This is a genomic window from Bradyrhizobium tropiciagri, from assembly GCF_018130545.1.
GTDB lineage: Bacteria > Pseudomonadota > Alphaproteobacteria > Rhizobiales > Xanthobacteraceae > Bradyrhizobium > Bradyrhizobium tropiciagri_A.
In genome coordinates this window covers 178,885-191,617 of record NZ_JAFCKF010000006.1, presented here as the reverse complement: position 1 = coordinate 191,617, position 12,733 = coordinate 178,885, and the positions used below count along the sequence as shown (strand labels likewise).

Annotated in this window: 12 protein-coding genes; 8 read left to right on the top strand and 4 right to left on the bottom strand. The window is 64.6% G+C overall.

All coding sequences use genetic code 11. The features are described 5' to 3' along the window. Nucleotides 1-137 precede the first annotated feature (137 nt). The 3 genes from mutM to ggt all read left to right on the top strand — a co-directional run bounded on the left by mutM (nucleotide 138) and on the right by ggt (nucleotide 3,366). On the top strand, nucleotides 138-1,019 hold the full coding sequence (gene mutM, locus JQ616_RS26030; RefSeq protein WP_212019499.1) for a bifunctional DNA-formamidopyrimidine glycosylase/DNA-(apurinic or apyrimidinic site) lyase: 882 nt from the start codon (nucleotides 138-140) through the stop codon (nucleotides 1,017-1,019). Nucleotide 1,020: 1 nt separating this feature from the next. Further along, entirely contained in the window at nucleotides 1,021-1,578 is a 558-nt protein-coding gene (locus tag JQ616_RS26025) for a GNAT family N-acetyltransferase (RefSeq protein ID WP_212019497.1), read from the top strand. Between the two features lie 108 nt (nucleotides 1,579-1,686). After that, nucleotides 1,687-3,366 (top strand): gamma-glutamyltransferase, encoded by a 1,680-nt coding sequence (gene ggt / locus JQ616_RS26020; RefSeq protein WP_212019494.1) that lies wholly within the window; start codon nucleotides 1,687-1,689, stop codon nucleotides 3,364-3,366. Nucleotides 3,367-3,573: 207 nt separating this feature from the next. On the opposite strand, the gene JQ616_RS26015 is transcribed toward ggt, so the two are convergent. Continuing rightward, nucleotides 3,574-4,932, bottom strand: a complete 1,359-nt coding sequence (locus JQ616_RS26015; protein ID WP_212019492.1) for a serine protease — start codon at nucleotides 4,930-4,932, stop codon at nucleotides 3,574-3,576. A gap of 108 nt (nucleotides 4,933-5,040) precedes the next feature. Here JQ616_RS26015 and JQ616_RS26010 point away from each other — a divergent pair, with 108 nt between their 5' ends. Further along, nucleotides 5,041-5,847, top strand: coding sequence for a HesA/MoeB/ThiF family protein (locus JQ616_RS26010; RefSeq protein ID WP_212019490.1), 807 nt, complete (start codon nucleotides 5,041-5,043; stop codon nucleotides 5,845-5,847). Here JQ616_RS26010 and JQ616_RS26005 read toward each other — a convergent pair. After that, a complete protein-coding gene (locus JQ616_RS26005; protein WP_212019488.1) occupies nucleotides 5,844-6,851 on the bottom strand; it encodes an aldo/keto reductase in 1,008 nt (335 codons plus the stop codon). The two genes, JQ616_RS26010 and JQ616_RS26005, sit on opposite strands and share 4 nt — an antisense overlap. Nucleotides 6,852-6,973: 122 nt before the next feature. Here JQ616_RS26005 and JQ616_RS26000 point away from each other — a divergent pair, with 122 nt between their 5' ends. Continuing rightward, complete coding sequence (locus tag JQ616_RS26000) at nucleotides 6,974-7,885, top strand: LysR family transcriptional regulator (RefSeq protein WP_212019486.1); 912 nt, start codon at nucleotides 6,974-6,976, stop codon at nucleotides 7,883-7,885. Between the two features lie 259 nt (nucleotides 7,886-8,144). Here JQ616_RS26000 and JQ616_RS25995 read toward each other — a convergent pair whose 3' ends face one another. After that, nucleotides 8,145-9,149 carry a 2-hydroxyacid dehydrogenase gene (locus JQ616_RS25995; RefSeq protein WP_212019483.1) on the bottom strand — a complete coding sequence of 335 codons (1,005 nt, stop codon included), beginning with the start codon at nucleotides 9,147-9,149 and terminating at the stop codon, nucleotides 8,145-8,147. 336 nt (nucleotides 9,150-9,485) lie between these two features. Here JQ616_RS25995 and JQ616_RS25990 point away from each other — a divergent pair, with 336 nt between their 5' ends. Beyond that, nucleotides 9,486-10,010, top strand: coding sequence for an SH3 domain-containing protein (locus JQ616_RS25990; protein WP_433996003.1), 525 nt, complete (start codon nucleotides 9,486-9,488; stop codon nucleotides 10,008-10,010). A 72-nt stretch (nucleotides 10,011-10,082) separates the two neighbouring features. Here the strand turns inward: JQ616_RS25990 and irrA are convergent, their stop codons facing one another. Further along, nucleotides 10,083-10,574, bottom strand: a complete 492-nt coding sequence (gene irrA / locus JQ616_RS25985) for an iron response transcriptional regulator IrrA (protein ID WP_283812672.1) — start codon at nucleotides 10,572-10,574, stop codon at nucleotides 10,083-10,085. A gap of 331 nt (nucleotides 10,575-10,905) precedes the next feature. Here irrA and fabA point away from each other — a divergent pair, with 331 nt between their 5' ends. Beyond that, nucleotides 10,906-11,427, top strand: a complete 522-nt coding sequence (gene fabA, locus JQ616_RS25980) for a 3-hydroxyacyl-[acyl-carrier-protein] dehydratase FabA (RefSeq protein WP_212019479.1) — start codon at nucleotides 10,906-10,908, stop codon at nucleotides 11,425-11,427. A 43-nt stretch (nucleotides 11,428-11,470) separates the two neighbouring features. Next, nucleotides 11,471-12,694 (top strand): beta-ketoacyl-ACP synthase I, encoded by a 1,224-nt coding sequence (fabB, locus tag JQ616_RS25975; RefSeq protein WP_212019477.1) that lies wholly within the window; start codon nucleotides 11,471-11,473, stop codon nucleotides 12,692-12,694. Nucleotides 12,695-12,733 lie beyond the last annotated feature (39 nt).

Sequence of the window (12,733 nt, the reverse complement as noted above, 5' to 3'; positions counted from 1 at the left end):
ACTGATACTCTTACCTTTTTGGTCGCGTTTTCTTCACGCGGACCGGGGCCCAGTTCGCTCGAAAACGCTCCAGCCAAACCATAGCGCGGCGGCCGCAATGGCGCTATCACGTCACTTCCAAAAGGTGAATGCCTGCCATGCCGGAATTACCCGAAGTCGAGACCGTCCGCCGCGGCCTGCAACCGGCCATGGAAGGCTCCAAAATCCTCAAGGCCGAGGCCCGCCGCAAGGATTTGCGGTTTCCGTTTCAAAAAGACTTTATCGCGCGGCTCGAGGGCCAGACCATCACCGGGCTCGGCCGCCGTGCCAAATATTTGATGGCGGACCTGAACTCCGGCGACGTGCTTTTGATGCATCTGGGCATGTCGGGCTCGTTCCGCGTGCTGAAGCAGGAGGGCGCGGCGACGCCGGGGCAATTCCACCATCCGCGCAGTGACGATCGCGCGCATGATCACGTCGTGTTCCACATGTCGTCCGGCGCGGCGGTCGTGTTCAACGATCCCAGGCGCTTCGGCTACATGAAGGTCATCGCCCGCAACGCGATCGAGGATGAACCGCTGCTGAAGGGGCTCGGTCCCGAGCCGCTCGGCAACGCGTTCGACGCGGCGATGCTGGCGCGCTCCTGCCACAACAAGAAGACCAGCCTGAAGGCAGCGCTGCTCGATCAGCGCGTGGTGGCAGGACTTGGCAACATCTATGTCTGCGAGGTGCTGTTTCGTTCGCATCTGTCGCCGCGGCGATTGGCCGCGACGCTCGCGACTAAAAAGGCCGAGCCGACGGATCATGCCAAGCGGGTGGTCGATTCGATCCATTCGGTGCTCAACCAGGCGATCAAGGCCGGCGGCTCCTCGATCAGCGACCATCGCCTGACCAACGGCGATCTCGGCTATTTCCAGCATTCGTTCCAGGTCTACGACCGCGAAGGCGAGACCTGCCGTACCTCGGGCTGCGAGGGCATCGTCAGGCGCTTCACCCAGAACGGCCGTTCGACGTTCTGGTGTCCGAAGTGCCAGAAGTGACATGTTCGAGACGCCGACCCTCCAGACATCGCGCCTGACCCTGCGGCCGCTTGCGCTGTCGGATGCCCCGGCGATTCAGCATCACTTCAACAACTGGAACGTGATCAAGACTCTCGCCACGGTGGTGCCGTGGCCGTATCCCGGCGACGGCGGGGAAAGCTTCATCAAGCGCGAGCTCGACAAGATCGCGGCCGGCGAGGAGAGCTATCAATGGGTGCTGGTGCTGCGCGCCGGTGATGGCGAGGCGATCGGCAACATCAATTTTCGGCCGCGCGCCGACGGCCGCAAGGGCAACCGCGGGTTCTGGCTTGCCGAGCCCTACTGGAAGCAGGGCCTCATGACCGAGGCGATCGCCGCGGTGAATGATTTCGCTTTCCTGACGCTCGGCCTCGACAGCTTCTATGTTTGCAACGCGCCGTCCAACGTCGCCTCGCGCCGGGTCAAGCAGAAGACCGGGGCCGAATTTGTCGGCTTCGTCGAGCTGCCGCACCACAATGGCGAATCCCGAGCGGAGAAGTGGAAGGTCACGCGCGAGACCTGGTTGCGTGATCGGCGCTGACATCGCATTTGCGAATGCCGCCATGAGGAAAATCGCGATACCTTGACCGCGCATGCGATGCCGGAGAACATGGGTCCATCGCTCCATCAAGAACGAGAACACATAGCGATGACCAGCAACTGGCGCGATCGCGCCGCGACAAGCTTTCAATGCCAGAAACAACCGGCCAACGGCAGCCGCGGCATGGTGGTCAGCAATCATCCGCTCGCGTCGAGCGCCGGCGCCGAGATGCTTGCGGCCGGCGGCAATGCGATCGATGCGGCGATCGCCACGCTGTTTGCGCTGACCGTGGTCGAGCCGATGATGGTCGGCATCATCGGTGGCGGCATGGCGCATATTCGCCTCGCCGACGGCAGCCATCGCTTCATTGACGGCCAGAGCACAGTGCCGAAGGCAGTGCGGCCGGATACCTACACCTCGAAGCCCGGTTCGGCGCATGACGTGTTCGACACCGTCGGCAACGAGAATTTGAACGGGCCGAAGGCGGTCGCGGTGCCGGGCTCACTGAAGGCCTGGTGCGAGGCGCTGCGCCGGTTCGGCACCATGAGCCTTGCCGACGTGATGCAGCCCGCGATCAAGCATGCCGCGCGCGGCTACGCGGTGACGCCCTATCTGCACGAATGCATCAGCGACAGCGCCGAGCAGATGCTGAAGGACAAGCCGATCGCGGCGATCTATCTGCCCAACGGTACGCCGCTGAAGCCCGGCGAGCGCGTGGTGCAGGCGGAATATGCCGAGACGCTGAAATACATCGCCGACCACGGCGACAACGCGCTCTACCAGGGACCGCTCGGCGACGTCCTGGTCGACTACATGAAGAAGCACGGCGGCTTCATCGCGCAGGAAGATCTCGCAACCTACAAAACCGTCGAGCGGCAGCCGATCCGCTGCGACTATCGCGGCTGGGAAATCCTCGGGCCGCCGCCGCCGGCCGCGTCGGGCGTGCACATCACGCAGATGCTGAATATTCTCGAAGGCTACGACATTACGCGGCTCGGCTTCGGGACGACCGAGACGATCCATTATCTCGCCGAGGTGCTGAAGATCGCCTTTGCCGATCGCGAGGCCGCGAGCGGCGATCCCGCCTATATCAACGTGCCGGTGGAGCAGCTCACCTCAAAGGCCTATGCCGAGGAACGCCGCCGCGCGATCGATCCCGACCGCGCGCAAGCCTGGGGCGCCGGCGTCACCCAGCTCGAAAGCGCGCATACCACGCACATGACCGCGGCGGATGCGATGGGCAATGTGGTCGCGACCACCCAGACCATCAACAATCTGTTCGGCGCCAAGATCCTGATCCCGGGCCTCGGCGCCGTGCCGAACAACTACATGAACCTGTTCGATCCGCGCCCGGGGCACGCGCTGTCGCTGGCCGCGGGCAAGCGCGTCACCACCTCGATGTCGCCGATGATGGCGTTGCGCGACGGGAAGCTGGTTTACGCACTCGGCCTGCCCGGCGGAAAACGCATCTTCCCGAGCGCGATGCAGGCGCTGATCAATCTGATCGATCACGGCATGGACCTGCAGGAGGCGGTCGAGGCGCCGCGGGTGTGGACCGAGGGCAATGCGCTGGAAGTCGAGCAAACGGTGCCGGAGAGCATCCGCGCCACGCTGGCTGCGAAAGGCCACAGGGTGCAGGCGGTGCGGACGGTCGCCGGCGGCATGAACGCGATCCAGTTTCATGCTGACGGCACGATGTCGGGCGCGGCCTGCTGGCGCGCCGACGGCACGCCGGTCGGCATCGCCGGTGGTCTCGCCCGCGCCGGGGTACGGTTTGCGTTGGAGTGATCCTCAACGTCGTCCTGGCGAATGCCAGGACCCATTACCCCAGATCTCGTCGTTGTGCGACGCCGGGGCCGCGATCCGGTTTCATCGCTGAATGCGGTGGTTATGGGTCCTGGCTTTCGCCAGGACGACGTGTGGGAAGGGCCGTGGCTGAATCACAGGAATCCCTGGAATACCCGATCGACCGCATGCGCGGCCGATGACAGCACCCTACTTCCTGACGCAGATCACGCGGACCACGGCGGCCTTGACGTCGGCCGATTCGCCCGCCGCGTTGACGCCCTGCGCCTTCAGGAAGCTGCGCACCGTGTCGGCCGGCACCAGCGCGGCCTGCGCCGGCGGTGCCGCGTTCGCCGGGCCTGCAACGATGACGGGCTTGAGCAATGCGATACCGGCGAACTTGCCGCTGCCGTCGAGTGCCGCCGCGCCGGAAAATCCGAGCGCAGGCGGCGGTGACAGCGCCTGATCGCCGCCGCCGAGTTGCGCGACCGAAGCCTTGACGCTGCTCGCGGCCGCGCCGCCGCCCTGGTTCTGCGGATCGGCGATGCCGGTGATATCGAGTGCGGTCTGCGTCGCCTGGCCGGCGATGTTGAGCGGTTTCAACCCGCGCGCGCCGTAGATGCGCAGCAGAGCGAGATCGTGCTCCTTGTCCTCGGCGACCCGATCGGCACTGCCGTAGCCGGGGATCGTCAGCGCGATGCAGTCGGCGGTCGCCACGCGGTCGGTTACAACAGCGCCGTCGTCGCTGACCACAACGCCGGTGGCATATTCGACGGTCTTGCGCGGCGGCGGCCCGGCCTGCACGCCCGATGGAAATGCGCTGAACGAGCTCGACATCGCGATGACAACCGGTTCGACGGTGGTCTGCATCGCCTGGTCATAGAGGATGGTGAGGATGCGGACCTCGTCACCCTTCAAGGTGCCGCGGAGATAGAACTTCTTCAGCCCCTGCATGCCCGACAGCACGAAGAAATCCGGCTTCACCACGGTATAGTCGATGGTGCGGCCGGCCGGCTCCTTCTTTTCCTGCTCGGCAAGCTTTGCGGTTGTCGGGCTCGCTTCCTTGCGCCGGGTCAGCAGCACCTGAACCGTGCCGGTCGGCGAGGTCCATTTGGCGCCGGAAGCATCGCTGATGAGCTGCGGCACCAGTTTTGTGGGAATGCCGAGCCGCGCCCCGGTGGCGGGCTCGGTGACGATCCGCCAGCCGACGCTCTCCTGCTTCCGCCGCGCGGTATCGGCGAGCACGCCGCGCTCCTGCGGGTTCAGCACGCCGGTCGGCTTGCCGCCGCGGTTCTTCTGGAATTCCTTGATCGCATTGACCATGCGCTCGCTGACGTCGCCGGTAATCGCGCCGTTATATTCGCCGACCCAGGCGAGGTCGGATTGCAGCGCCAGCCGCTCGGCCTGCGCCATCGCGCCCGCGGTATCCTCCGGCTTCTGCAGCGCCGGGCGAACCGGCACCGTCGTCACCGTTTTCGGCTTGGCACCCGCCGTCGTCGGCGGTGTCATCTGGGCCTGCGCCGCGCCAATAGCCGCGACCATCAATGTTGCCGAAAGCACCAATCTCATGACAAATCCGGGGGAAATGACTGATACCATTGACGTCGACGCAATTAAGCACATCTGCTTGGTCGGCAACAACCGCGCTCCGGTTCAGGGAACGCGCAGGACGTGACAATGCTGAGTGCTGACGAGCTCGAACGCTATGCCCGCCACATCGTGCTGCGCGAGGTGGGCGGCCCCGGCCAGAACGCGCTGAAAAAGGCGTCGGTGCTGGTGATCGGCGCCGGCGGCCTCGGCGCGCCGGTGCTGATGTATCTCGCCGCCGCCGGCGTCGGCCGGCTCGGCGTGATCGATGACGATATCGTCTCGCTCTCCAATTTGCAGCGCCAGATCATCCACACGACATCCGACATCGGCAAGCGCAAGGTCGACAGCGCGGCGGCGCAGATTCACGCGCTCAATCCGCACGTGACGTTCGAGGCGCATCCGATGCGGCTCACCGCCGACAATGCGATGGCGTTGATCGGAAATTACGATCTCGTGCTCGACGGCTCCGACAATTTCGAGACCCGCTATCTGGTCGCCGATGCCTGCTTCCTCGCCAAGCGGCCGCTGATCACGGCGGCACTGGGACAGTTCGACGGTTCGCTGACCACGATCCGCGCGCATGAGAAGAACGCCGAAGGCGTGTTCAACCCGACCTATCGCTGCCTGTTTCCGGAAGCGCCGCCGCCGGGCACGGTGCCGGCCTGCGCCGAGGCCGGCGTGATGGGCGCGCTCGCCGGCGTGCTGGGATCGATGATGGCGCTGGAGGCGATCCGCGAGATCGTCGGCTTCGGCGACGGCCTGGTCGGCCGCCTGCTGATGGTGGATGCGCGCGCGATGCGGTTCGAAACCTTGCGCTACGCGCGCGATCCGCAGAACCCGCTCAACGGTGATGCACCTGGGATCACCGATCTGAGCGGGCATATAGTCAGCTAGGACACGGTCGCGGGCTTCTCGCTGTCCATGTGTCGGAGGTGATCCTCCGGATAGCGTCCGCCGGCGGCCGCGCCGTGCGGAAATGCCTCGGCGAGTGCGGCAAGATGCGCCGCGGTCAGCTTCACATCGAGCGCGCCGAGCGCCTCGGTCAGCCGCTCGCGCCGCCGTGCGCCGACCAGCGGCACGATGTCCTTGCCCTGCGCCGCGACCCAGGCAATCGCGACCTGCGCCGGAGAGGCGCCGATCTCGCCGGCGATGATGCGCAGCCGATCCGCGAGCGCCAGGTTGGTGTCGATGTTGCCGGCCTGGAAGCGCGGGCTCAGCAGCCGAAAATCCTTTGCGCCGCCGCGGTCCTTCGACCAGTGCCCGCTGATCAACCCGCGCGCCAGCACGCCATAGGCGGTGATGCCGATGCCGAGCTCGCGGCAGGTTTTCAAAATGTCGGTCTCGATGCCGCGCGATACCAGCGAATATTCGATCTGCAGATCGGCGATCGGATGCACCTTCTGAGCGCGACGGATGGTGTCGGAGCCGACCTCGGACAGCCCGATATGCCTGATCCAGCCGGCCTTGATCATGTCGGCCATCGCGCCGACCGTGTCCTCAATCGGAACGTTGGGATCGAGCCGCGCCGGGCGGTAGATGTCGATGTGATCGACGCCGAGCCGTTGCAGCGAGTAGGCGACGAAATTCTTCACGGCGACCGGGCGGCTGTCATAGCCGAGGAAGCCGTAATTGCGGTCGCGCAGCGCGCCGAACTTGACGCTGATCTGCAGATTGTCGCGGCTGCGGCTCTTCAGCGCCTCGCCGATCAGCATCTCGTTGTGGCCCATGCCGTAGAAGTCGCCGGTATCGAGGAGCGTGATGCCGGCCTCGAGCGCGGCGTGGATGGTGGCGATGCTCTCGCCGCGGTCGGTCGGGCCGTAGAAGTCGGACATCCCCATGCAGCCGAGGCCGATCTGCGAAACCGTGGGGCCGGTGGAACCGAGTTTGCGTGTGTCCATGGTGGTGCTCCCTGGAGGTCGCGACGGATTATCCGCCGCCAAAATGACGCGGCTGATATGGGCCGATCCGGTTTTCGGGATAAGCTGGACAATCCAGAATGGGTTGTTCACTATATCGAACAATGCAGGATTTCGACCTTCGCGACCTCGATGCCTTCGTGGCGGTGGCGCGCACGCGCAACTTCCGGCGTGCGGCGCTGGAGAGCCGCGTCTCGGTTTCGAGCCTCAGCCAGCGCCTGCGCGACATGGAGGAGCGGCTCGGCGTCCGCCTGATGAACCGCACCACCCGCAGCGTCGCGCTGACCGAGGCCGGCGAGCTGCTGCTGGCCCGTGTCGCGCCGGCGATGGTCAATGTCGCGGACGCGATCACCGAGGTGCGCGGCCTGCGCGCCGAGCCGTCGGGGCGCCTGCGCATCAATGCGCCGCCGCCTGCGGTCGACCTCGTGCTGGCGCCGATGATCGCGCCGTTCCTCGCCAGATATCCGCAGATCGATCTCGACCTCGTGGCCGAGAGCGCCTTCGTCGACATCGTCGCGCAGGGCTTTGACGCCGGCGTGCGCTATGGCGAGCATCTGGCGCAGGACATGGTGGCGGTGCCGCTCGGTGCGCCGCAGCGCTACGCAATCGTGGCGTCGCGCGAGTATGTCGCGAAGCATGGCCGGCCGATGCAGCCGAAGGATCTGCTGGCGCATGCCTGCATCCGCAGCCGCTTCAGCAATGGCGTGATGTTCGATTGGGAGTTCGAGAAGAACGGCCGGGTGGTGAAGATCTCGCCGCCGGCCAAGCTGACCGCGACCCATCTCGGCCTCGCGCTGCGTGCGGTCCATGACGGCGTCGGCTACTGGGCGACGTTCGAGGGCTACGTCCGCTACGGCGTGAAGTCCGGTGCGCTGGTCAGCGTGCTCGACGATTGGTGCCCGCCGTTCGACGGACCGTTCCTCTATTATCCGAGCCGCCGCCAGCCGCCGCCCGCGCTCGCTGCGTTCGTGTCGTTCGTGGCGGATTGGCGCAAGCAGGCGCGGCGGAAGAAATAGGTCCAGCTGCCACCATATCGTCGTCCCGGCGAAAGCCGGGACCCATAACCACAGCTCTTCCAATGACTAAGGCTGGGGCTCCAGCTCAGTACAACCATGAACATCGGTGGTTATGGGTCCCTGCTTTCGCAGGGACGACACCGAATGCGGATCGGCCGCCCCGGCTACTGTGCATGGGGTTGTTTTCGATATTTGCTCTGACGAGCTAGGCGACCGCTCCTTTTCAGGGGAGGTTGGCTCCATCCGGGCTACAGGCGCCCTACAGCATGCTCGGCAGCACGCGGTCCGGCGGCTTGTGGGCGTCGAGGAAGGTTCGGATGTTGATGATCACCTTCTCGCCCATCTCGACGCGGCCTTCGATGGTGGCTGAGCCCATATGCGGCAGCAGCGTCACCTTGCCGGCCCGGGCGAGCCGCACCAGCTTCGGATTGACCGCGGGCTCGTGCTCATAGACGTCGAGGCCGGCGCCGCCGACATCGCCGGCTTCGATCAGCTTGATCAGGGTGTCCTCGTCGATCACCTCGCCGCGCGCGGTGTTGACGATATAGGCCTCTTTCCGGATCAGCTTGAGCCGCCGCGCCGAGAGCAGATGATAGGTCGCGGGCGTGTGGGGGCAGTTCACCGAGATGATGTCCATCCGCGCCAGCATCTGGTCGAGGCTTTCCCAATAGGTCGCCCCGAGCTCGTCGGCGATCATGGGCGCCACCGGGCGGCGGTTGTGATAGTGGATCTGCAGGCCGAAGGCGCGGGCGCGGCGTGCCACGGCCTGGCCGATACGGCCCATGCCGATGATGCCGAGCCTTTTTCCCCCGATGCGGTGGCCGAGCATCCAGGTAGGCGACCAGCCTGCCCAATGCTGCTTGCCTTCGGTCAGGATCGAGGCGCCCTCGATCATGCGGCGCGGCACCGCGAGGATCAGCGCCATGGTCATGTCGGCGGTGTCCTCGGTCAGCACCTTCGGCGTGTTGGTCACCGTGATGCCGCGGGCATGCGCAGCCGCCACGTCGATATTGTCGACGCCATTGCCGAAATTGGCGATCATCTTCAGCTTGCAGTCGGGCTGGTTGATCACGTCCTCGCGGACCATGTCGGTCACGGTCGGCACCAGCACGTCGGCGGTCCTCGCCGCCTCCGCGATCTGTTCCGGCGTCATCGGCGTGTCGTCGAGATTCAGTCTGGCGTCGAACAGCTCGCGCATCCGGGTCTCGATCGAGTCCGGCAGCTTGCGGGTGACGACGACGAGAGGCTTTTTCTTCACCGACATGTCCTGCTTTCATGAGGCGCGCGGCTCGTCAAAAACCGAGCCGTTGAGGCCTCATTAACCCGGTTGTTCGACACTGCTGATAGCCGCGCTGTCCCGGCGTTTCCTTCGCGTTTCCTAGGGTTCCCCGATACTTGCCCCGACTTTCGTCAGGGGAAATTCGGGTGTTCTGGCTCTCAGGCGTTCCGTCCTCTCTAGCAGAAGGCCGGGCCAAGACAAGAACCCCTCGGATCCACGCGGGCAGGGAATGGCGCAGGCGCAGGGGCCTTCGGGCATGGATTTGGGTTTGGGTTGCAGCTCGCCGTATGCGGGTTGGACATCTCGGCAGGAGACGAGTTGATGGTCTGGCGTTTCGGTTCGTTGGTGGCGCTGGTCGGGAGCATGCTGAGTGCGTCGGTCAATCCCGGACATACCGCCAAGGATTTGAGCCCCACCACCAGCGGCCTGCCGATTCCCCGCTATGTCAGCCTGAAATCCGACCATGTGAACGTCAGGGGAGGCCCGACCAAGGACAACGACGTCGCCTGGGTCTACACCCGTTCGGGGTTGCCGGTCGAAATCACCGCCGAGTTCGAGAACTGGCGCCGGGTGCGCGATTCGGAAGGAGCCGAAGGCTGGGTCTATCACTCCCTGCTGTCGGGCCGCCGTACCGCGGTCGTCACGATGAAGAACAAGGACGATCTGGCTTCGCTGTACGATCGTCCCGACGCCACCAGCGCGATCGCGGCACGGCTGCAGGCCGGTGTCGTCGCGCAGGTCAAGAAGTGCGCCAACAACTGGTGCCGGGTCACCGGCAACGGCTTCGACGGCTGGATCGAGCAGCAGCGCCTCTGGGGCGTCTACGCCGACGAGAAGGTGGACTGAGCTTCCTCGTCCCAAACGAAAATGGCCGGGACGAGCCCGGCCATCACAACTCAAATCGACGGTTAGGCCGGCTCAGCGCTTCTTGCGCAGCCGCACGACCATGTCGACGCGGGAAATCTCGTAGCCTTCCGGCACGTTGGGCATCTTCGACAGCACGAGGTTCGGGTCGGGAATATCGACCAGCTCGTGGTTGTGCTCGAGATAGAAGTGGTGATGGGTCGACACGTTGGTGTCGAAATAGGTCTTGGTGCCGTCGACGCTGACCTGGCGCAGCAGGCCGGCATCGGTCAGCTGGTTGAGCGTGTTGTAGACGGTCGCCAGCGACACCGGAACCTTGGCCAGCGTGGCTTCCTCGTACAGCATTTCAGCGGTCAGGTGGCGGGCACCCTTGCCGAACAGCAGCCAGCCCAGCGCCATGCGCTGCCGGGTCGGCCGGAGACCGGCAGACTGCAGCATCTCGTTGACGTCGTGCCACGGGCAGCCAGTCAGGGCAGGGTGGTGCCCAGCGCCCCGGGCAGCCGGGTGCACGGCATCATCGTTCACAGCCGGTACTTCCTCGTTCATATCCACTCTATGCACCCAACTCAGGCAATATTCCTCATAAATATAAAAAGGATGCCCATCAGATGCAAGTTTTTCGCAACTAGAACGAATCCAAGCTGCGGTAGAAACCTATTGGATGACGGTCATTTATCATCGGAATGCGGCTTTGCCGCCCAGTTAGCCCTATGTTAGAGAGCGCGCGGACCACATATGCGCTTTCGGCAGAGATAACAGGCCGGTAGCGTACCCAGGTAGCGCCAAGATGCGGGACGAGATATTCCAGTTCCCGTGGGTAGATTAAGGTCCGACCAAGCAAAGGGCGCTTCATCGGGATATCAGAGGTGGATAGAGGATGCTGGATCGGCGCGGCGGTTACGAATACGAGGATTTGCTGGCTTGCGGGCGGGGCGAGCTTTTCGGTCCCGGCAACGCCCAGTTGCCGCTACCGCCGATGCTGATGTTCGATCGGATCAGCGAGATCTCGGAAACCGGCGGCGAGTACGGCAAGGGTCTGGTGCGCGCCGAGCTCGAAGTGAAGCCGGATCTCTGGTTCTTCGGTTGCCATTTCAAGAACGATCCGGTGATGCCGGGCTGCCTCGGCCTCGATGCCATGTGGCAAATGGTCGGCTTTTACCTGGGCTGGAGCGGAGGCGAAGGTCGTGGCCGCGCGCTCGGCCTCGGCGAGCTGAAGTTCTCGGGACAGGTGCTGCCGCACGCGCGCAAGGTTGTGTACAACATCGATATCAAGCGCGTGATGCGGTCCAAGCTCGTGCTTGGAATTGCCGACGGGTGGCTTTCCATGGACGACGAGATTATTTATCGCGCCAAGGACTTGAAAGTCGGATTGTTCAAGCAGGGCACGGCGCCGTCTTGAGCAGGACCGTGATGCGGAAACTTAAAGGCAGGGCGAGGCGAACATGAGGCGGGTTGTCATCACGGGGATGGGCATTGTCTCGTCCATCGGTAACAACACCCAGGAAGTGCTTGCGAGCCTCTATGAGGCGAAATCGGGCATTTCGCGTGCGGAGAAGGCCGCTGAGCTTGGCTTCCGGTCGCAGGTGCACGGTGCGCCGACACTCAATCCTGCCGAGGTGATCGATCGCCGCGCGATGCGGTTCCTTGCCGAAGGTGCGGCCTGGAATCACGTCGCGATGGAACAGGCGATCCGCGACTCCGGCCTCGAGGAGAACGAAGTCTCCAACATCCGTACCGGCATCATCATGGGATCCGGCGGACCGTCGACGCGCACGCTGGTTGAGGCCGCCGATATCGCGCGCGCCAAGGGCCCGAAGCGCGTCGGTCCGTTCGCTGTGCCGAAGGGCATGTCGTCGACCGCATCGGCGACGCTCGCGACCTGGTTCAAGATCAAGGGCGTGAACTACTCGATCTCGTCCGCTTGCGCGACGTCGAACCACTGCATCGGCAACGCCTATGAGACGATCCAGATCGGCAAGCAGGACGTCATCTTCGCCGGCGGCTGCGAGGAACTCGACTGGACGCTGTCGGTGCTGTTCGACGCCATGGGCGCGATGTCCTCGAAGTATAACGACACGCCGGCGACGGCCTCGCGTCCCTACGACATCAGCCGCGACGGTTTCGTGATCGCCGGCGGTGCCGGCGTCGTGGTGCTGGAAGAGCTCGAGCACGCCAAGGCACGCGGCGCGCGGATCTATGGTGAGGTCGTCGGCTATGGCGCGACCTCGGACGGATACGACATGGTGGCGCCGTCGGGCGAGGGCGCCGAGCGCTGCATGCGCATGGCGATGTCGACGGTCAACACGCCGGTCGATTACATCAATCCGCACGCGACCTCGACGCCGGCCGGCGATCCGCCGGAGATCGAGGCGATCCGCAAGGTGTTCGGCACCGGCGACAAATGCCCGCCGATCTCGGCGACCAAGGCGCTAACCGGCCATTCGCTCGGCGCTACCGGTGTGCAGGAAGCGATCTACTCGCTGCTGATGCTCAACAACGGCTTCGTCTGCGAGAGCGCGCACATCACCGAGCTTGATCCGGCATTCGCCGACATGCCGATCGTGCGCAAGCGCATCGACAACGCCAAGCTCACCACCGTGCTGTCGAATTCGTTCGGCTTCGGCGGCACCAACGCGACGCTGGTGTTCAGGCGGCTTGACGCGTGATTTCATCTCTCCTCGCTTGCTGAGGGAGGTCCGCAGGCA